19 protein-coding genes are annotated in these 21,341 nt (G+C 44.6%); 11 read left to right on the top strand and 8 right to left on the bottom strand.

What is annotated here, in order from left to right; genetic code table 11:
- The first annotated feature begins 1 nt into the window (after nt 1).
- Nucleotides 2-1,747 carry a GTPase gene (locus VF685_RS02640; RefSeq protein ID WP_286384703.1) on the top strand — a complete coding sequence of 582 codons (1,746 nt, stop codon included), beginning with the start codon at nt 2-4 and terminating at the stop codon, nt 1,745-1,747.
- Nucleotides 1,729-3,846, top strand: a complete 2,118-nt coding sequence (locus VF685_RS02635) for an EAL domain-containing protein (RefSeq protein WP_163145936.1) — start codon at nt 1,729-1,731, stop codon at nt 3,844-3,846. The genes VF685_RS02640 and VF685_RS02635 overlap by 19 nt, the downstream gene beginning before the upstream one ends.
- A 71-nt stretch (nt 3,847-3,917) precedes the next feature.
- Here VF685_RS02635 and rpmE read toward each other — a convergent pair whose 3' ends face one another.
- The 4 genes from rpmE to VF685_RS02615 form a co-directional block, all read right to left on the bottom strand.
- A complete protein-coding gene (gene rpmE / locus VF685_RS02630; RefSeq protein ID WP_005176824.1) occupies nt 3,918-4,145 on the bottom strand; it encodes a 50S ribosomal protein L31 in 228 nt (75 codons plus the stop codon).
- A gap of 206 nt (nt 4,146-4,351) precedes the next feature.
- Entirely contained in the window at nt 4,352-5,332 is a 981-nt protein-coding gene (locus VF685_RS02625; protein ID WP_104488747.1) for a bile acid:sodium symporter family protein, read from the bottom strand.
- 156 nt (nt 5,333-5,488) lie between these two features.
- Entirely contained in the window at nt 5,489-5,890 is a 402-nt protein-coding gene (gloA, locus tag VF685_RS02620) for a lactoylglutathione lyase (protein ID WP_005176820.1), read from the bottom strand.
- A 1-nt stretch (nt 5,891) separates the two neighbouring features.
- A complete protein-coding gene (locus tag VF685_RS02615; protein WP_180191994.1) occupies nt 5,892-8,048 on the bottom strand; it encodes an AmpG family muropeptide MFS transporter in 2,157 nt (718 codons plus the stop codon).
- 202 nt (nt 8,049-8,250) lie between these two features.
- Between VF685_RS02615 and VF685_RS02610 the strand changes: the two genes are divergently transcribed.
- Nucleotides 8,251-10,863 (top strand): Lon protease family protein, encoded by a 2,613-nt coding sequence (locus tag VF685_RS02610; protein WP_218953989.1) that lies wholly within the window; start codon nt 8,251-8,253, stop codon nt 10,861-10,863.
- Between the two features lie 56 nt (nt 10,864-10,919).
- Here the strand turns inward: VF685_RS02610 and grxD are convergent, their stop codons facing one another.
- Nucleotides 10,920-11,261 (bottom strand): Grx4 family monothiol glutaredoxin, encoded by a 342-nt coding sequence (grxD, locus tag VF685_RS02605; protein ID WP_005176812.1) that lies wholly within the window; start codon nt 11,259-11,261, stop codon nt 10,920-10,922.
- A 162-nt stretch (nt 11,262-11,423) separates the two neighbouring features.
- Here grxD and VF685_RS02600 point away from each other — a divergent pair, with 162 nt between their 5' ends.
- Nucleotides 11,424-12,635 (top strand): aspartate aminotransferase family protein, encoded by a 1,212-nt coding sequence (locus VF685_RS02600; RefSeq protein WP_005176809.1) that lies wholly within the window; start codon nt 11,424-11,426, stop codon nt 12,633-12,635.
- 82 nt (nt 12,636-12,717) lie between these two features.
- Here the strand turns inward: VF685_RS02600 and VF685_RS02595 are convergent, their stop codons facing one another.
- From VF685_RS02595 to surE, 3 genes are all read right to left on the bottom strand, one after another.
- Entirely contained in the window at nt 12,718-13,647 is a 930-nt protein-coding gene (locus VF685_RS02595) for a LysR family transcriptional regulator (RefSeq protein WP_005176807.1), read from the bottom strand.
- 93 nt (nt 13,648-13,740) lie between these two features.
- Entirely contained in the window at nt 13,741-14,577 is an 837-nt protein-coding gene (locus VF685_RS02590) for a peptidoglycan DD-metalloendopeptidase family protein (RefSeq protein WP_016658404.1), read from the bottom strand.
- A 110-nt stretch (nt 14,578-14,687) separates the two neighbouring features.
- Nucleotides 14,688-15,464 (bottom strand): 5'/3'-nucleotidase SurE, encoded by a 777-nt coding sequence (gene surE / locus VF685_RS02585; protein ID WP_160243396.1) that lies wholly within the window; start codon nt 15,462-15,464, stop codon nt 14,688-14,690.
- A 110-nt stretch (nt 15,465-15,574) separates the two neighbouring features.
- On the opposite strand from surE, the gene VF685_RS02580 reads away from it, so the two are divergent.
- From VF685_RS02580 to VF685_RS02550, 7 genes are all read left to right on the top strand, one after another.
- Nucleotides 15,575-15,946: an MCR_0457 family protein gene (locus tag VF685_RS02580; protein WP_286384704.1), complete on the top strand. Its 372-nt coding sequence runs from the start codon at nt 15,575-15,577 to the stop codon at nt 15,944-15,946.
- 197 nt (nt 15,947-16,143) lie between these two features.
- Entirely contained in the window at nt 16,144-16,539 is a 396-nt protein-coding gene (locus tag VF685_RS02575; RefSeq protein ID WP_163145941.1) for an MCR_0457 family protein, read from the top strand.
- A 117-nt stretch (nt 16,540-16,656) separates the two neighbouring features.
- A complete protein-coding gene (dacC, locus tag VF685_RS02570; RefSeq protein WP_286384705.1) occupies nt 16,657-17,805 on the top strand; it encodes a D-alanyl-D-alanine carboxypeptidase PBP5/6 in 1,149 nt (382 codons plus the stop codon).
- A 106-nt stretch (nt 17,806-17,911) separates the two neighbouring features.
- On the top strand, nt 17,912-18,442 hold the full coding sequence (locus tag VF685_RS02565; protein WP_016658409.1) for a gamma carbonic anhydrase family protein: 531 nt from the start codon (nt 17,912-17,914) through the stop codon (nt 18,440-18,442).
- Between the two features lie 151 nt (nt 18,443-18,593).
- Nucleotides 18,594-19,997, top strand: coding sequence for an AAA family ATPase (locus VF685_RS02560; RefSeq protein ID WP_286384706.1), 1,404 nt, complete (start codon nt 18,594-18,596; stop codon nt 19,995-19,997).
- Nucleotides 19,997-20,548 (top strand): hypothetical protein, encoded by a 552-nt coding sequence (locus VF685_RS02555; RefSeq protein ID WP_286384707.1) that lies wholly within the window; start codon nt 19,997-19,999, stop codon nt 20,546-20,548. The genes VF685_RS02560 and VF685_RS02555 overlap by 1 nt, the downstream gene beginning before the upstream one ends.
- Before the next feature lie 305 nt (nt 20,549-20,853).
- Nucleotides 20,854-21,339 carry an NUDIX hydrolase gene (locus VF685_RS02550; protein WP_005176771.1) on the top strand — a complete coding sequence of 162 codons (486 nt, stop codon included), beginning with the start codon at nt 20,854-20,856 and terminating at the stop codon, nt 21,337-21,339.
- Nucleotides 21,340-21,341: the final 2 nt, after the last annotated feature.

Raw genomic sequence — 21,341 nt, 5'->3', positions numbered from 1 at the left:
GATGACTATGAATCATTCAGATATTTTTCAGGTTGCCACTGAGCTGAAATTGGAACAGCTCAGTTTTTGCCAGAATTCTGTCAAAAGTATTCAGGAGTGGGCAGCTGACTTATCCATTTTACAGCTTGGGGACTCGTCAAAAGCCTTGTTCAAAGCCTTACTGGAAATTTCTGAACTCAAATGTCAGGAAACCTTGCGCTTTGACCTGATTCAGGCCATTCACCCGACGCTGGAAAATGTCCTGACCAGCCTGGAAAAACACTTTTTTAACCAGGGTCTGATTAGCAGCGACCGCAATGAGCACATTATCGAGCTGGCGCTGTTGTTACGTAGTCATTTTGCCAAAGTCTATATTGAAATCGCGCGCCGCAGTCACCGCCAGCTGGCCCAGCAGAAGTTTTCCATTTTTGCCTTTAACCTGAAAAAGAACCTGCAGACTGCGCGGACTGTGGCCACCTATTATGCGCTGCAACAACTGACCTTATTGATGTATCAGCAACAGATGCTATATAGCTCGCCATTTTCCGGGCAATGGCTCACTGCGCATCAACTGTTTAACTGCGCGCTGCAGCACAATTTTCATCAGAACAATATTAACCATCTGCAAGGCACCCAGCATCAGCTGCAAAATATCAGTCAGGCATATGCGCAATTAATCCTGCTGGATATTTTCAATACCCATCAGATTCGTCCGGCCGAAATTCAGGGGCTGTATCTCTGCAGTTTTGACTGGGTCAAGCTGATTCAGATTTTGCCCAAAGAAACCACCCTGTCACGCTATATTGTCGATACCAACAAAGACTATCCGCCAATTTATAACTCGCATCAATCGGGTGATTTTGAGCCGGGTATTTTTATTTCGACGCAGGCACTGCTGGATCATATTAGTGAAAATCAGGGCCGCAAGGCCGAACATCTCTCCCGCAATGAAAAGCTGTTTTTAACTCCGGCCCTGCATTTTCATATTCATACCCTGCTCACTCATAATCCTGAGCGTCGCCATGAACGTTATGAATATTCGGCCCGGGTCAAAATCTGTTTTGGCTTAAGCGTGGCGCACTTCTATTTGTCTAAAGGCAAGAATTTTCAGGAAACCCTGCAACTGGGTGAAAATTACCAGTTCCAGAGTGAAAGCCAGTTCATCAACCAGATGCACAGTCATGCCACTGCCGACATCAGCAAAATCCAGAGTCTGGACCGTGAAGCCAAACAGATTTACGGCGCGGAAGTGCTGGATATCAGTGTGAATGGTTACCGGATTAAATGGGAAGGTGAAACGCCGAAACATCTTAAAACCGGTGAATTTATTCTGGTGCAGGAAAATCCGCAAAGTCCGTGGCGTGGCGGTGTGATTCGCTGGATTAAACAGTCGACTGACAAAACCCTAGAACTGGGCCTTGAAGTTTTGGCGCAGGACATTATTCCATGTGCCGTCTATGTGAAATCTGACCGGCATAGCGGGCATTATCATCCTGCCCTGCTCATGCAGAGCTCACAGCTAAATGAAGTCAGCACTCATCTTATTTTACCGGGGATTCAATTATTAAGAGACAAGCAGACCGTACAGCTGCGTTTAGGGGATGAAGACATTAAAGTCTTTTTAATTAAACCGTTACTCATTACTCAAAGCTTTATGCGTTTTGACTTTGAACTGTTAAATGACCAGCAGCAAGCCACAGTCGATGCCTTTATTCACAAGCAGATGAATGACGTTAAGAATCAAGATTTATGGGAAGCGTTGAAGTGAGAAATCCTTTACTATCTAAAAAATTTAAACGTACCGAAACACGTTTACTCATTATCGATGATAACCAAATCCGTTTTAATCAGATTTGCGAACAGCTGAATGCACAGGAACATACCGTGCAGGCCACCCTGCTCGATGACCTGCAAAATTTTGAAAAACAGCTGAATTTAACCTGGGATGTGGTGATTTTTGGCCGCGCCTACGACTTGAAAATTGATCAGGCCCTGACCCTGATTCGCGCCTCAAAACAGCCGAATTTACCGCTGGTGTTATTGCAACCTGAAGACTATGATGCCACCCAATATAGCGCCCTCATCCGCAAAGGCATTTATGATCTGGTCAACCTGAACGATAGTGACAGTTTCTATCTAGGTCTGCTTCGTGCCCTCTCTTTCAGCCGTTTGCAGCAAACCCATGCCCAGCTCAAAGAAGAGCTGGAAAATGCCCAGACGCAGGCGCAGTCTCTGGTGGAAGACAGCAACAAGGCGGTGGCGATTATTCAGGAAGGCATTCATGTACAGGCCAATCAGGAATATTTACAGCTGTTTGGCTTTCAGAATGAAGATGAGATTATTGGTCTGCCTTTGCTTGACCTGTTGCAACCGGAAGATCTAGCCGATTTTAAACTGCGCTTTAAAAAAGTATCGCAAGGTCAGTTTGATTTAGGCCGTTTCAGCTACAGCTCTTTAAATAGTCATGTCGCCGCGCAAAATCCGCTACAGCTGGAATTTTTACCGGCCACTGATGAAGATGCCTTGCAGCTGACCATTGATATTCAGCAAGCTGCTACAGCACCAGCCAAGGCCAGCAATGAAAGCACAGCTGGTCAGCAGCCGACCCATCAGCTGATTAACCGCACCCTGAACAATCAGCCATCCAAAATTAATGCGCTGGTGGTATTTGCCCTGGCCTCCTGCCCTGAAAAAGTCTTGCAATCGGACTGGGTTACGCTGAAAAACTATTTCGGTAATATTAAAACCTTCCTGAAAGAACAGACCAATGTGCCTTTATTCAAGGTCAATTCATCGATCTATATTGGCTTGTTCCAGGCAGAATCAACCACCATTTTGCATTCCAAACTGATTGGTCTCAGCTCACTGAGTAAACCGCAGTTATTGAGCGTCAATGGGCAAAGTTATCCGCTGAATTTCCGTATGGGCTATGCGGTACTAGAAGGTGAAATTGCCGACAGCACCCAGTTTGAACAGCTGATGGAACGTGCCTTTGTAACCGCACTGCCTTATCAGCAAAAAGATGAGCAAAGCCTCGGACTGGATTTATCCATGACCGATCTGTCGCTGGAAATTGTCGAGCCAAAGGTTGCACCTGTGGTCGAAACCGCTGCTTCATCGCTATTAGGCGCCTTACGCCACAGCCTGGATCGTAATGAAATTCATCTGAAATATCAACAACTTTACGACAAGCATGATACTAACTTATATACCTACGAAGTAACCAGCGGCTTTATTTTCAATAACGAATGGCAACCACTGACTGGCTTAATTGACTTAGCAGAAGACCCTGAATTAGCCATTAAACTGGATCGCTGGATTCTGGTCGAAGCCTGCAAACAGCTACATAACTTCATTACCCAATATCCGGAAGCCAAGCTGATTGTTAACCTGAACAAGCATGTGCTGTTACAAGACCGCGCTTTCCCGGAATTTGTGTCCAAACTGATTACCATTGTGGGCAGTCAGCAGGCTTATCCGTTAATTCTGCAATTCTCTGAAGAAGATGTGAGCCAGAACCTGATGGATGCCCAAAAGCAGATGCATTTGCTGCATCAGCATGGCGCGGAAATTTCTATCCGTGAATTCGGCCAGTCGATGTATAGCGAATCCATTCTTAAACAGCTGGATGTGCAATATGTGACCCTGCATCCATCGCTGACCAGCAAACTGATGCAAGATAGCGCAACTCAGGAGCTACAGGAACAGATTCAGCAGTTTAGCGAAATCAAGCCGGTGGAAGTGGTGCTGCATGAACTAAACGATATGAACCTATTTGCCAACGCCTGGAATGTGGATGCCCGTTATATTCAGGGTGATTACTTCCAGAAGAAACTGGATCATCTCATTGATGTACAAGACCAATAAGGTCTTGTACTTTTCACCCGAAGCGCAGGCACAAAAAAACGGGCAAATGCCCGTTTTTTTCATTCTGGGTATTAACCACGTTTGATAGAACGTGACATACCAGCAAAACGTTGTTTGAACTTGTCGATACGACCGCCAGTGTCAACGTTCTTTTGCTTACCAGTGTAGAATGGGTGGCAAGCTGAACATACGTCTAGGTAAAGAGTGTCTTTACCAACAGCTGAACGAGTTTCGATCACGTTACCACATGAACAAGTAGCAACTAATTTTTCATATTTTGGGTGAATATCGGCGCGCATCGTCGATTACTCCATAAGATTAAAGAAGGTTTTGCTGTCGTCGCAATTGATCACTCTCAAGACTGAGGAAAAAAGCTGTTTATTAGAGATAAACCGCAGACCAACACCACAACAGACCATTCTTTTGGCCCACCGAGACGGATACCGTCAGAGCTAAGCACAACAAGTTGGGGCATATTATACGTGAATCTATGCCAATATGCGAATTATTCTTTGTCCTCAATTTCAGGCTGCTTCGACCAGTAATTGGCAATAATGCCGCAGACCATCAGCTGGATTTGATGGAAAATCATGATTGGCAGCACAATCATGCCCAAAGGCTGGCCAATAAACAGAATCTGCGCCATCGGTACACCACTGGCCAGGGTTTTTTTAGAGCCGCAGAAGAAAATCGCAATCTGGTCTTCACGTTTAAAGCCCAGCCATTTCGGGATGTACAGCGCCAGCAGCATGATGATGGTCAGTAACACCGAACAGGCCACAGTTAAAATCAGTAACGTTGTGCCACTGACTTCATTCCACAGTCCGGCCACCACGGCGCCACTAAAGGCGCCATAGACCACCATTAAAATGGTGCCCTGATCAAAGCCTTTAACCAGACTTGGGAACTTGACCAAAAATGGATAGACCCACGGCCGCAGCAATTGCCCCAGAATAAAAGGCACCAATAACAATAAGGTAATCTGAATAATGGATGAGGTCGGATCATAATCGTGCTGCGACTGGCCAAAAATAAACAGGCTGACCAGAACCGGGGTAATGAACATGCCGGCAATATTGGAAAAAGACGCACTGCAGACTGCACTAGCGACATTGCCGCGTGCAACCGAGGTAAAGGCTATGGAAGACTGCACTGTAGAAGGCAAGAAGCACATAAACAGAAAGCCCCAGTACAGCTCCTGCCCCAGTAACGGCAGTAATACGGGTTTGGCCATGAGACCCAACACTGGAAATAACAAGAAGGTAAATGCAAACACCAGCGTATGCAGTTGCCAGTGCATGATACCTTGTACCACCGCCTCTCTGGACAGCTTTGCGCCATGTAAAAAAAACAGCACCGCAATGGCCGCCGTGGTAATAACGCCAAAGACTTCAGCGACCTGTCCAGACACCGGCACGATACTGGCCAGTATCACCATCACAATTAACAATATGGTAAAGCGATCCAATGCAAGTAGTTTTAGCATGTCTACATCCTGTGATTTTATTTTTGCATCGACATAAAAAAGCCCAGTCAGCGGGTTTTACCTCACGGTAAAGTTCCATCTTACTGGGCTGGAACAATAAAGCTAGTCTGCTGGCTTAATGTTCACTATTTTGTGGCGCTATACTACTGCGCCAACTTAGTTATTGCGGGCATTGTCATCCTGCTGGATCAGTTCGATTTTATAACCGTCCGGATCTTCCACAAAGGCAATTACGGTCACGCCGCCTTTCATTGGACCCGCTTCACGCACCACATTGCCGCCGCGCGCCTTGATTTCTTCACAGGCTTTGTAAGCATCTTCCACTGCAATGGCAATATGACCATAGCCATTGCCCAGCTCATAGCTGTCTGTATCCCAGTTATGGGTCAGTTCCAGCACGGTATGGTTGTCTTCATCACCATAGCCGACAAATGCCAGGGTAAAGCGGCCTTCTTCGTAGTCACGTTTACGGAGTAAAGTCATGCCAAGTACTTCAGTATAGAACTGCAATGACCGTTCTAAATTGCCTACACGTAACATGGTATGCAGCATGCGCATATTATTCGTCCTTTTGTTGAATTTGAGCGTGTTCATGAGCACGCAATAATTTTGCCACCCACACCACCAGAATCAGAATCGGAATTCCAAGCAGCGTGGTCATGAGGAAGAAACTCGGATAACCGATATTATTGACTATGGTACCTGAATATCCACCTAAAATTTTAGGAGTGAGGGTCATGAGCGAACTAAAGATCGCATATTGTACAGCGGTAAACGACACACTGGTTAAGCTGGACAGGAAGGCAATAAATGCCGCACCGGCCAGACCGGAGGCCAGGTTATCAATAATAATTGCCAGATAGAGCCATAAACTGCTATACGGTTTAATCACCTTACCGCGAACTTCTACCGCTGCATCAGCGTTGACATCTACCGGTGTCAGGGCCTGAATATCAATATCCAGCGCCGGATGTTGCTGTGCCAGCTGATAACCGCGGCTGGCACTGAGCGTACTGCCATCCAGCAATCGGGCCTGCACCTGAATCGTGCTATTTTGCGCTGTCTGTAACTGCTGGCCTTCAATCACGCCACTAAACAGGCCACCTTCTTCCAGCTTGGCCGGATATTCCTTGCCATCCAGAACCAAACTCAGCGGCTGTTCAGGTTGTAGCTGTGCAGCATCAAGACCACTCAACTGCCCGCGAATCACTAGACTTTGCTCGGCTTCCTGTACAGAAATCCGGTCATCCGAGGTAATCGGTAATAACTGGATTTGGGCTGTGCCGGTCTGCTGCAAATACGGCATGCTTAATTGTGCCTGATCGGACTGATTGGCGTATTGTGCCTGTACCTGAATCTGATTGGCCTGAGCCAGCACGTTGCTCGGTACCTGTACGCTCCAGTAACCGGCTTCATCGGCCTGTACCTTATATTGCTGCGCCCCGACATTCATCTGCACATCACTCAGGCTTTGCCCGGATTTGACCAGTCCAATAAAAATCAGGTTGGTCGAGCTGGCCAGCACTGCGCCCAGAAACATCAGTTTCATGATATTCATTTTTTGGGCCAGCAAACCACCCAGGAAGCCACCCACCAACGAGAAAATCACCCCGTAGACTTTGACTGCTTCAGCAATCTGTTCTTTGCTGAAGTTCAGGTCCTGATAAAACACATTGGAAATGACCCCTGCAATAATATCCGAAACCCGATAAAACCCGATCAGCAGCAGTAACACCAAAGCCAGCTTTAAACCATAGCGCTTAAAGAAATCCGCGACCGGATGCACCCAGGTTTCAAAAGCCATCTGTTTATTGACTGCACCCAGTTTGACCAGCACAGTTCCGACCAGTAAAGCCACCGCACCCGAGCCAATAAAGCGAATCGCCTCCAGCGTAAACAGCAGGAAGGAATCCTGAATACTGAGCTGGTTTTTCAGCGCATCCAGCGCCTGACCGGAATAGATATAACTCAGCACAAAACTGATCACGGCAACAAAAAACACCACCACCAGTCGATAATAATCGCTGCGTTTATATTCTTTACGGACACGCTCCACCACCGGCTCACGAATCACCAGCGTGGTACACATCCCGATCAGCATCACCGCCGCCATCACCAGATAGGTGTATTTCCAGGCCTCATAAATATAGTTGCCTTTAGCCGTGCCCAGATACGCCGCCAGAAATAAAGCGCCCGCACCAGCTACAATCATCCCGATACGATAACCGGCGTTATAGGTCGAAGCCAATACAGTTTGCATCTGGGTTTCAGCCAGCTCAATACGATAGGCATCAATCACAATATCTTGCGTGGCCGCAGCAAAACCGAGCAGCACCGCACCCACCGCCATCTGGTAGAGATGCGTCTGCCCTAAGGCCGGATCTGAAAAGGCCATAATACAGATGGCGCATATAATCAGGACCTGGGCAATTAAAAGCCAGGCCCGGCGCCGGCCCAGTTTTTGGGTTAAATATGGCACTGGTAACTCATCAATTAATGGTGCCCAGACAAACTTAAATGAATAACCCAGCGCCGCCCAGCTAAAGAAAGTTACGGCATTACGGCTAATGCCGGCTTCACCTAACCATAACGATAAACTGGAAAAAATAAGAAGAATGGGAATACCGGCCGAGAAGCCAAGAAACAGCATGATCAGCGCACGCCGATCTAAAAATGCGGTAAAGGCAGATTTCCATCCTGTAGATTGTGTTGTCATTACATTATTTTTGTCAAAAAACTGAATGTTGCTATTCAATCGTTTAATGGATTTGGTTTCAACCTGATTTATGCAAACGCCCTGTGATTTTCTGGAGAAATGCAGCGGCCTGGCTTGAAATTTTCTATTAAACCTGTATACCTTAAATCTCTATTGCAATAATTTCGTTTTGGATTTCACAGTGACGCAAAGACACGAGCACATGACCTCTTCTTTATCTGCTTCAATTACCGAACAACAAACATTAGTTTTACAACCAGAACAAACTCTTACCTCAGCCTTCGAACAAGCCGAAATTCAAACGACACTTAATAACACCCGCTTAAGCCCGGAACAGCTGACCCATATTCCGGATCTGGAAAAAATTCCGGCCTCCACCAAACGGATTAAGCCTTTAAATAATTTTCTGGGTCAGGATCGTGCCCGCGCTTCAGTAGAAGCCGGCATTGCATTGCCTTATTCCGGCTATAACATTTTTGCGGTCGGTACGGCAGGACTGGGCAAACGCACCATGATCCGGCGTTTACTGCAGCAACATGCCAAAACCATGGCCACGCCAAATGACTGGGTGTATGTCAATAATTTTAAAAACCCGCGCCAGCCCATTGCCCTGCGACTGCCGGCCGGTCAGGCACCGAAATTCCAGACCCAGCTGCATCAGAGCTGGCAGACCATTTTAAAGCAGCTGGAACGCCGTTTTAGCGCCGAAACCTATCACAACCGCATTGAACAGATTCGCCAGCAAACCGGTGATGAACAGCAACAGGCCCTCATTGAACTGACCAAAGAAGGTGAAACCCTGGATTTAAAACTGGTCTCGCGCAATGACGAGCACTGCTTTATTCCGGTACAGTTTAAAGATGATCAGCTGCAGGAAATGACCCAGGAAGATGTCAATGCCTTAAGCAGCAAAGAGCGCGCCGAAATTGCCGCCAATATGCGCTATATGGATAAAAAACTGGAACGTTTGGGTCTGCATCTGGGTGATCTAGAAGATGATGCACGAGATCGGGTTCAGGTCCTGAATCGTGACATTGCCAAACAGGTGGTGATGCCGCGGATTGATTTATTACTGAATAAATTTTCAGAGGTTCAAGGGCTTGAAGACTATCTGAAATACTATGCCGAAGACATTATCAACAATGTTGAAATGGTGCTGGAACAGGAAGAAGATGACTTCACTCCGGCGGTGTTTAGCCGGGTGCCAGCACGTTATCAGGCCAATATTGTTGTTACGCATAAGCCGAACTCGGGTGCGCCGGTGATCTTTGAAGATTTCCCGACCCACTACAACCTGCTCGGTCATGTGGAACAGATGACCCAGAACGGCACCATCACCACTGACTTCACCTTAATCCGTTCCGGTGCCTTACATCGTGCCAATGGCGGTTTTTTAATTCTGGAAGCCGAACAGTTACTGGAACAGCCTTATGCCTGGCAAGGGCTGAAACGTGCCTTGAAATCGGGCCAGCTAAAACTGTCCTCACTGGAACATATGCTGACTTTAACCGGCAGTATTTCGATTGAACCGGAATCAATTCCCCTGACTTTAAAGGTCATTCTACTGGCCGAGCCGGAAATCTATTATGAAATTCTGGAAGTCGAACCGGAGCTGGGCAGCGTCTTTAAAATCCGTGCCGACTTCACCGATACATTACAACGTAATGACACCAATGAGCAGGCTTATATGCAGCTGATAGCTGATTATGTTCAGGCCGATAAACTACTGCCCTTTGACCGCTCTGCCCTGGCCGCGCTGTTAACCGACTCGAGTCGTCTGGCCGAGGACCAAAGCTCGCTGTCCTTACATGCCCTGACGCTAGGTGATCTGATTCGGGAATCACATCATCATGCGGTACAAGCCGACAAAAAGATGGTGTCAGAAGAACATATCAACATGGCGCTGGATCATCGTAAATATCGCTTAGGCTATTTGCGTGAACTGTACTGGCAGGACCTGTCGCGCGGCACCCAGCTGATTGAAACCAAGGGTCATCGTCTGGGTCAGATCAATGCCCTGTCCGTGATTCATTATGCCGATGTCGAGTTTGGTCTGCCTTCACGCCTGACGGCATCGGTCTATCAGGGCGGCGGCGATATTCTGGATATTGAACGCAGTGTTGAATTGGGTGGCTCGCTGCATGCCAAAGGCGTGCTGTTAATGTCCAGCTTCCTGAAAGCCCATTTTGGCCGCGAACAGATTCTACACTTCTCTGCCGCACTGGCCTTTGAGCAGAGCTATGGTCAGGTCGATGGTGATAGCGCCACCGTTGCGGAACTGTCTGCCCTAATTTCAGCGATCAGCCAGTTACCAATTGATCAGTCCTGGGCCATTACCGGCTCCATGAACCAGCTGGGTCAGGTACAACCTGTTGGCGGCGTCAATGCCAAAATTGAAGGTTTCTATGATGCCTGTAAATTACAGGGCCTGACCGGCAAGCAGGGCGTGATTATTCCACGTCAAAACATGCAGCATCTCATGCTGCGTAAAGATGTGATTGAAGCGGTGCAAAAAGGCGAATTCCATATTCATGCCATTGATGTGATTGATCAGGCGCTGGAAATTCTGATGGCGCGTCCGGTCGGAAAACTGGACAAAAAAGGCCGTTATAGCAAAGGCTCGATTTATGACATGGTGATGGCGCAGCTGGAATACTGGCAAGCCATTGAAGATGGTGCAGAAATTGAAGAGGAAGAGCCAAAGAAAAAGAAAAAAGCCAAGAAAGAAAAAAAGGCCAAGAAAAAAGATCAACCGGCTGAAACAGCAATTGAGGCCATTCCGGTGGAAGATGCCCGTAACCAGACTGGCTCATAATGGCCGGTCTGAAAAAGCAAAAAAGCGCCGAAAGGCGCTTTTTTTATACGACTGAATTAAGCTTCAGGCGCTGGGCTGTACTGTTCAACCAAAGGCTGTAACTCACCTTTTTGGAACATATCCAGCATAATATCGCTACCACCAATTAACTCGCCATTGATCCACAATTGCGGGAAAGTTGGCCAGTTGGCAATTTTCGGCAAAGTTGCACGAATATCCTGGTTTTCAAGAATATTCACATAGGCAAATGGACGACCAATTTGACTGAGCGCTTCTACTGCACGAGCTGAGAAACCACATTGTGGGAATTGCGGTGTGCCTTTCATGTAAAGAAGAACTGCATGTTTAGCAATTTGGTCACGAATTAACGCTTCGGTATCGCGTGCTTGTTCAGTCATTGATAAATCCTCAACTAATCTGTTTTGCATTATACCGAAAACACAGCAAAACAGTATGCTTAAAGCAATATTTCCATTTTTATTTACATTTACACTTTCAATCGGGGGCAGATTTTGCTTATATAAGTTTTTTCCTTTCTTTCTTACAGATAAGAGTTAGTCATGAACAACGTTACCCTTGCCCCTGTGCAAACTGATCAACCGTCTCATTTGATGCCCGTCTTCGGCCGTCAGCCGATCAGCTTTGTCCGCGGCCGAGGCGCTTATCTGTACACTGAAGATGGCACCGAATATCTGGATGCCCTGACCGGTATTGCAGTCTGTGGTTTAGGTCATGCTCATCCGGAAATTGCTGCTGCCATCGCGGATCAGGCCGCGACCCTGATTCATACCAGCAACCTGTTTGAAGTGCCTTGGCAAACTGCCGCTGCACAAAAACTGGCAGAAGTCGCTGGTATGGAAGAAGTCTTCTTCTCTAACAGTGGTGCAGAATCGAATGAAGGTGCCATTAAAATTGCACGTAAATTTGGTTATTTACAAGGCATTGCCAATCCGAAAATTATTGTCGCCGATCAGTCGTTCCACGGCCGTACCCTGGCAACCCTATCTGCCACCGGCAATAAAAAAGTCCAGGAAGGTTTTGCACCGCTGGTAGAAGGTTTTATCCGTGTACCGTTTGGTGATGTTGAAGCCATTGAAGAAGCCGCCATTCAGTATCCGGACATCGTCGCGATTCTGGTTGAGCCAATTCAGGGCGAAGGCGGTGTTAATACCGCGCCTCAAGGCTTTAGCTACCTAGAAGATATCCGCCGCATCTGTAACCAGCACAACTGGCTGATGATGCTGGATGAAGTGCAAACTGGTAACGGCCGTACCGGTAAATATTTTGCCTATCAGCACACCAATATTGTGCCAGATGTCTTAACCACTGCCAAAGGCCTGGGCAATGGCTTCCCGATTGGTGCAGTGATGACCCAAGGTCGCGGTGTGGGTGTACTCACTGCCGGTAACCATGGTTCAACCTACAGTGGTACTGCCCTGGGGTCACGTGTGGTCTACACCGTGATTGATATTATCCAGAAAGAAAATCTGGTCGAGAATGCCGCAAAAATGGGTAGCTATATTGTTGAGCAGCTACGCAACCAGCTGGCTGACCAAAATGTCAGCGTGCGTGGTTTTGGCCTGATGATCGGGATTGAATTACCTAAAGCCTGCGCAGAACTGGTGGATATTGCCCGTGATGAATACAAACTGATTGTCAATGTGACCGCCGGCTCCGTGGTGCGTTTACTGCCAACCTTGAACATTAGCCAGGAACAGGCCGATCAGCTGGTTGAACGTCTGGTGAAAATGATCAAAACGTTCCTGGCTTAAGCCGCGTGTTGATCTCAACAGATCTCTATCTGCATAAAAAAGCCGCATGATGCGGCTTTTTTAATTTCTGAATTGTTATATTTTATGAGGCTTCCTGGTAAATTCTGCCGCCAGGTAACTGACAAAAATACTGTTTTAAAGCATCCAGACAACGATGCACTTTCATTGGCTGCTGCTCACGTTTTGGCGTAATCGCATACAATGTAAAGGTCGGCAATTTCCATTCAGGTAATACTTCGACCAAAGAACCGTTAATTAAATCTTTTTGTACATCTAGATATAAAAGTCTCGCGATTCCGTGCCCTTGTAAACATAATGATTTGGCAATCAGAACATTATTTGTGGTGAGGCGAGAGCTCATGTCCAGTCCGACCACTTCACCCGTACTGGCGTGATGAAATGAAAAACTGGCATAATTTTTCATCAAATTTACTGGAATCAGGTCATGATTTTTTAAATCTTCAGGACGTGACACCGGTGTGGTCTGGTTCAGATAACTTGGTGATGCCACCAGAACCTGCTCAACGCGCGCCAGTGGCACTACATTCAGCTGACTATCTTCAATTTTTGAACTCATGCGCAAAGCAATATCAATCCGACCTTCAATCAGGTCAATAAACTGATTGTCCGCTTCGACATGTATGGCCAAGCCACGATGGGCTGACATCCAGTGCGACAATGCCGGAATGACATGATTCGCACCCAGTTCCGGGGTGGTTGCGATACGCAAATCACCTACCAGGTCATCGCGTAATTCATTAATGCGTATTTTACCACGCTCCGCAGCGGCGAGCATTTCCTGACAGCTGTGGAAAAAAGCTTGTCCAGCTTCAGTCAAACTCAGTTTTCGGGTGGAACGGTGTAACAGCGTTACTTCCATTTCATTTTCCAAAGAACGAATTTGCTGACTTACAGCACTTGTGGTGATACCGAGTTCACGCGCAGCGCCACTAAACGAGCTTTTTTCAACAACACAAGCAAATACACCCATTGCTCGAAGTTGATCTAACATAAATTTCCCTCTGAACTTATGAGATGCTCCTACCTTTGATAAAAGCAACTCATTGTATTATACGGTGAAATTTACGTTTTGCACTTAAAAAAATTAATTTATTGGTAAAACATTAGTCGGGTTGATCGGCTTGCCATCAAGGCGGACCTGGAATTCCAGCATGGTGCGGGTGGTGCCCGATGAGCCCATTTCGGCAATTTTCTGCCCTGCTGCTACATTTTGTCCACTATTCACGTTAAGTTTACTGTTGTGTGCATAAGCGGTGATATAGCCATTAATATGCTTAATTAACACCAGGTTACCGTATTCTTTCAGGCCATCTGCGGCATACACCACCTGCCCGTCTGCAGCTGCAAAGACCGGATCACCCACATTGCCGCCATAACGAATCCCTTTCACATTCGACGCTAAATTGAAGTTTTCAATTACTGCACCATTGGATGGTTTCACCCAGCGTAAAGAACCTACGGTAGAACTCACTGTCGGCGCCGGAGTAGTGGTTCGTGGTGTGGTTGTGGTCGTCGTGGTCACCGGTGCGGTCGGTGCTGGCGTAGTTTTTGGAATAGCAATGGTCTGACGCTGGATTGGTGCTGGCTGCGTTACCGGACGCGTTGTGGTGGTACGCGGTGCACTGCCACTTTTCAGACGAATTGACTGGCCCACATAAATCCGGTACGGCGCGGCAATATCGTTCATTTCCGCAATACTGAGATAACTTAAACCATAACGTGCTGCAATGCCGCTTAAAGTATCACCTGAGCGTACGGTATAGAAATTTGGCGCAGCCGCATAACGTGCAGAATTATGTACTTGAGGTTTAGACGCACAGCCACTGATGATGAGCGTAGAAATAACGGCTGTAGATACAAATAAAGTTTTCAACAATGTTGTCGGTGCTGCAAATAAACGACCGTGTGACACCAAAGGCATTAATCTTCCTCTCTACATCTTAAATGTAATTATTGAACTGCGCTAAGATTAACAAAAAAGCACCGAAAAAGAGTTTCAGACGGTACTTTTTCACAAAGTTATAACATTCTTTACAGGGCTGGACTCAAGCTGTCATGCAGATGCCCCAGAATATCGTAATTGGTCGCATCCATCTGAATTGGGGTGATGCTGACATAGCCATTGGCCACAGCAAAGAAATCCGACTGGATTTCACCCACATCTTTACGCGGGTCTGCAACGGCTTCTCCGGCCAGTCCAATCCAGTACACCTGGCGACCGCGCGGATCGACATGGCTGGTAATCGGTTTAGATTGACTGCGACGGCCCTGATAGGTAATTTTTGCGCCTTTTAATTCCGCCACATCTGGAATATTAATATTCAAAATGTGGCGTGGCGGCAAGGTTGGCAAGCCGTTGGCAATAAAATCATGCACCCACTGCGCGGCAACTGCATAATCGGCCGGATGCTGATAGGCACGGACATTAGGGCCAGCCAGTGATACAGCTATGGCCGGCTGCGTCATTAAACGCCCTTCAAAAGCAGCACCAACGGTACCTGAATACAGCACATCATCCCCCAGATTGGCGCCGCTGTTAATCCCACTCACCACCAGATCAAATTCAAAATCAAACAGGCCATTCATAGATAAATAGACGCAGTCTGCCGGAGTGCCATTCACCGCCCAGATATCTTTGGCAATCGGAATTGGACGTAAAGGACGATCTAAGGTTAAAGCACTGGAAAACCCGCTACGCTCGCTTTCTGGCGCGACAATTACCACACGGCCCAAAGGTTTTAATGCGTGTGCAAGCGCCTGGATCCCTGGCGCAAAAACGCCATCATCATTGGCAATTAAGATATTCACAAATTTACTCTTCAAATTAAATAAATGACCGGTCAGCACATTTCATTGAAATATAATGAGAAGTATATATATTTAGTGTCGAACTTCCATCAATAAAAAGTGTGTATAACATGATTCGTCGCTTATCTGTACGTCGTTTACTGGGGCTTGGTTTTGCGGTAATTCTCTCTCAAGCGGTCAATGCTGAAGGCTTGACGGTAGAAGAAGCCAATACCATTGTGAAAGAAGACATTGCTGCCGCTCAGGTGATGGCTGAGGTTTGTCCGGCCATTATTGGCAAAAACGCCAAACTGGATAGCAATATTCAGGCTTTAATTGAAACTTACCTGGCAGACTTAAAAGGTAAGACTTTAAGCTACAGCGCACTGCAGGCCGATGCAGAATATAAAAACATTCTGATTGAAGCACGTGATGCTGCTAAAGAAACCACGGCAGATGAACAGAAAACTGTTTGTCAGGATGCTGCTACAATCGAACTGTAAGTTTGCGCTGACGCACCATCTTTATATCAAGAGTAATCAGCATAGGTTGATTGCTCTTTTTTATTGCATTTCTGGTTTGGATTTTTAATTTTGAGTGTGTGTCAGCCTGCTCAGATACACTTCTTTTCTTTTCATTCTGTCAAAAATCATTAAGCTTATGGGCATGTGGTATTTTTAAGTTTCAGGTCTATTTTTTTATGTACATTTCCCAATTAAAAACGAAATCTTTGCAACTTCTGGCTGGTATCGCCATTACTTTGGGTTTGGGGCAAACCGCACTGGCACAGAATGAAAATATTGAAGTCACGCCACTTCAAAAAGTCACCCAGCAGGAACTGGCAGCCATTTATGTATTATCTGAAGTGTGCCCAGCGTTAATTCAGGACAAAGACCAGGCCAAATTTAACCAGGGCTATGCCAAACTGGCCAAAGAATATATGCCGGCAGAAAAAGATCCGGTTGCCGCTTTACAAGCCCTAAGCAAGCAAAAAAGTTTTAAACCGATGCTGGTTGAAGCACAGGCCGATGCCAAAAAAGCTGGAAGCCAGAAAAATAAAGCCATTTGCCAGGAATTGACCGCGTACAGCAAATAAAACTATTTGGTTACAATACTTTTTCCGATAAGCCGATTTCTCCCATAGAAGTCGGCTTTGCTTTATCCTAAAATGCTAGCCTCTTTTGTGCATATATCAAGTATTGGAACACCTAGAATGACTCGAAAAAGCGCCCTTGCTGCCTTACTCCTCCTACCAAGCTTTTCTTATGCAGCAACTGTTTTATCCAATCCGCCAGAACTCAACAATAAATCTTATGTTTTAATGGATTATGAAACAGGGCAAATTCTTGCATCGAAAAATGAAAATGAAAAACTTGCCCCGGCCTCAATGACCAAAATGATGACCAGTTTCATCATTGAACAAAAACTATTGAAGGGCGAACTCACGGAAGATGAAAAAGTTCGTATGAACGAATCTGCATGGTGTCGTGGTAGTAGCACAGAATCATGTATGTATGTTCCGCTGAATGGCACTGCAACTGTACTTGAAATGCTGCGTGGAATTATTGTTCAGTCGGGTAATGATGCCTCTAAAGCCATGGCGGAACACATTGCCGGCAATGAAGGCACCTTCGCACACATGATGAACGAAGAAGCCAAAAAAATTGGCATGACCAATACCCAGTTTATTAACTCGACCGGTATGCCAGCAGACGGCCATTATTCAACAGCCAAAGATATGGCAACCTTGGCCCAGCACATCATTAAAGAAAGTTCTAAATATTATCCGATTTATTCAGAAAAAGAATTTACCTTTAATGGCATCCGTCAAGGCAACCGTAATGCCCTGCTCTATACAGACCCAAGTGTTGATGGTTTAAAAACCGGTCATACCAATGAAGCCGGCTACTGTTTAACGACTTCTGCAAAACGTGGCCCAACGCGTCTGATTTCTGTGATTTTTGGTGCGCCAACCATGCAGGAACGTGCGACACAAACACGTGAATTGCTGGCTTGGGGTTATGCCAACTTTGAAACCAAAAATGTACAGCCTGCAAATCAGGTCCTGGCCAAATCTAAAGTCTGGTTTGGTCAGTCGGATGAAGTACAAATTGGTCTGGCTGAAAACTTTAATGTGACCATGCCTAAAGGCAAAGCCAATGAAATTAAAACGCAATTGGTGGTTCAGCCGAAATTGACTGCGCCGCTACAAAAAGGCCAAGTCATTGGTAAATATGTCGCAAGCTTAGATGGTAAAGTAATTGCAGAAAAACCACTGGTGGCTTTAAACGCGGTTGAAGAAGCTGGTTTCTTCTCACGCCTCATTGACCATATCAAGCAGTTCTTTAGCAACCTGTTCTAAGTTTAAGGCACAACTTTAGACTTAAGTGAAGGCACTCATTCAGCGAATGGGTGCTTTTTCTTTTATACTATTGTCTTGATCATTCCACTTTTACGAGCAGATCACCATGAGCCAGAACATTCGTCCTTATTTAGATACCCATCCACAGATTGATGATTCCTGTTATATCGACCCGATGGGCGTGGTCATTGGTGATGTGGTTCTCGGCGAAAATGTCTCGGTTTGGCCGTTTGCCGTAATTCGCGGGGATGTTAATTCTATTCGTATTGGCAACAACTCGAATGTACAGGATCATGCCATGCTGCATGTCAGCCATAAAAATGCCGATAAACCGGATGGCTCACCGCTAATTATTGGTGAAGATGTTACCATTGGCCATCATGTGACCTTGCATGGCTGCACAATTGGTAACCGTGTTCTGGTCGGAATTAACACCATTATTCTGGATGATGTGATTGTTGAAGATGATGTGATGATTGGCGCGGGTTCTTTAGTACCACCACGCAAGCGTTTAGAAAGTGGTTATTTATATGTTGGTAGTCCGGTACAAAAAGTACGCCCGCTGACTGATAAAGAAAAAGCCTTTTTGCCCTATTCAGCGCAGAATTATGTAAAGGTTTCGGGGAATTATAAGTAAAATTGGATTTCGCATAAGAGATTTTATGTTAAATGGAAACAGTTACCTACACAGTAGGGATTCCTTTCACTATTCAACAATAGATTTGGATATTAACTAATATGTTAATATCAATTTATAAGTAACAAACGATCAAATTTAGGAAAATATAATGTCAAATCAAGGTAATACAGCTTGGACATTTTCAATCAAAAACCTTGGTAATCTCGAAGAAGGTAAGATTGAGGTCAAACCACTTACCTTACTCTGCGGACCCAATAACACAGGAAAAACGTGGGTAATGTATACCCTTTACGGTTTTTTAAATAATCGTGACATTAATAATTTGACTGGGGTTGATCAAATCGTTATCTCTCTTAAAGAAAATGGTCTATGGGAATTTGATCTAGAGGAATGGCTTAACGAAAACTTTAAAAACACATTAAAATCAATAGAAAGAACAATTAAACATAAGTTACCTAGCATATTTAGCTCGGAAAATAGTTTATTTGAAAACTCGGTATTCAGTTGGGAAGTTTCCTTAAAAGATATTATTGAGAGAAATAAATCCGAGCACTTTGAGTTCGAGTTTTCTTTAGGTTCAAAGCAAATTCCAGCTTTTAAAGCCCTTAAAGAAAAAGATAGTCATATTATATCAATGACACTCATAAAAGATTTACCTAAAGAAATTTTAAATGATGTTATTAGCTCTTTAATTTATGGCTATTTATTAGGAAAAAATGCACAAGACCAAACAGCATTTCTAATACCTGCGGAAAGAAATGGTTTACACCTTTTTTATAGAGAATTAAGTAGTAGAAGAACCGCTTTATTACATCATGCATCTAGAGATGAACTAGACTTACATCTATTGCTGAAGGATGTTCTTGGCTCTAAATATGCTAAACCTATTGCTGATTATATAGACTGGTTGAATGATTTAACTAATATCAAAAAAGGTGCAGAAAAAACCAAATATCACGATTTAGCTGAAGAAGTTAAAAAGCTAATTGGTGGTAAATACAATATTGATGCTGAAGGTAATATTACTTTTGTGCCTAAAAAGAAGAGAGGTGGTCCAACTGCTCCAAAAATGGATTTACATTTATCTTCTTCAACGGCTAAAAGTCTATTTGGTCTTTGGTTTTATTTGGAATATCAAGCCAAAGAACATAGTATTTTGATGATAGATGAGCCAGAACTAAATTTACACCCGAGCAATCAACGATTAGTTGCTCGCCTAATTGCAAAAATGGTCAACAAGGGATTAAAAATAGTAATAAGCACACATAGTGATTATTTTGTTAGAGAATTAAATTCATTGATCATGCTAGGTGAAAATGATGGCAGTCAAGTAGTTAAAAATCAATTGCTTAAAAAATATTCTATAGATGGTGAATCTTTGTTAACTAAAGACCAAATTGGGGCGTATGTTTTCGAGTGTGGTCTTCTTAAATCCATGGAAGTTAACCAAGAAGGGATAATAGCTACAACTTTTGATGAGCAAATCAATTTGTTGAATGATAGTAGTGACGATATTTATTATTCATATGTGCTAGGTGAAGGTTCTGAATAATGCCAGTAACATTAACTCAAGCATTTGAACAAATTATTGAACCAACTTATAAGCTTAAAAGATCTGGTAATATGTTTGAAGTTGAAGAAAAATCTTCAAGTTCAACAAATAAATTTTTAAAAATCGGTGGTTGTCAGGGTTTTGGATTTTCTTTAGATCAGGATGGTCGCCATCCTTGGGGATTTATTGTTGATGGACCTTTAGAAGGCATTGTTAGTGTCTGTGATGGAATAATTCTCCTTAATTATCAGAATGAGAATTACATTATAGTTTTAGATCTAAAATCTAAAAAAGCAGGTACAAAAGCATATAAACAAGTTAACTCTGGGATTTATCTATGTGAATGGCTATGTAATTTATTAAAGCTAAATAAGCATCTGATAGAGGAATACAAATTTATAGGAATTGTATGTAAAACAAGAGGTAGTGTATCTAAGAAGACCTCGAGGAAAGGTTTAAATGCGGAGGTAAACAGAGATTATGAAATACCACTAGTAGTTATTTCTAATCCCGGAACAATTCATATTAAAGAACTTCTACCTCTTATTTAGTTTTTCAGACTTAATCAGATTAGAATTATTTTATAGTATTTCTAAAATTAACATAATACAGGTTATACGAAATTATTTTTACTTCTCTTTTTAAATCAGCATATTAGCTCATACTAAGAAGTCAAAATCACCTGATTTGGACTTCTTTATGGATTTCTCATGTTCCACGCTCATTATTAAGTCCTTGTTTCACACAATTTTTTACTCAAACTCAAAAATCATCTTCTCCAAAGAAATCCCCTTCCCTCATAGCCACATCCCCCTAAATTTTGTAGAATATGCGTTTTACCCCATGGTGCTTTTTTATGACCGCTTGGACTGCGCATGTGACTGTTGCCACCGTTGTTGAAAAAGACGGTAAATTTCTGTTCGTAGAAGAACAGACTGAAGGCGTTACACATACTGTCTTTAACCAGCCTGCAGGTCATGTAGAAGCCGGTGAAACCATTATTGAAGCAGCGGTTCGCGAAACCCTGGAAGAAACCGGATACGATGTACGTATTCAGGCTTTACTGGGCATTTATACCTATACCCCGCCCATGTTTCCAGATCGTACCTATTACCGTTTCTGCTTTCTGGCCGAAGCCATTCACCATCATGCAGATGCACAGCTAGACACTGGTATTGTCCGTGCCGTCTGGATGAGCCCGGATGAACTGCTTGAATCGGCCCGCGCCCGCAGTCCTTTGGTGATTAAAGCCGTACAGGATGCTCAGACCGGACAAAAATATCCTTTATCGCTCATTTACGAGCACCAAAATTCTCCCTTAATTCATAGTGTGGATGCCTAATC

The organism is Acinetobacter sp. Brlt_5 (genome assembly GCF_051949055.1).
GTDB lineage: Bacteria > Pseudomonadota > Gammaproteobacteria > Pseudomonadales > Moraxellaceae > Acinetobacter > Acinetobacter indicus.
This window is presented reverse-complemented; position numbering and strand designations above follow the sequence as displayed.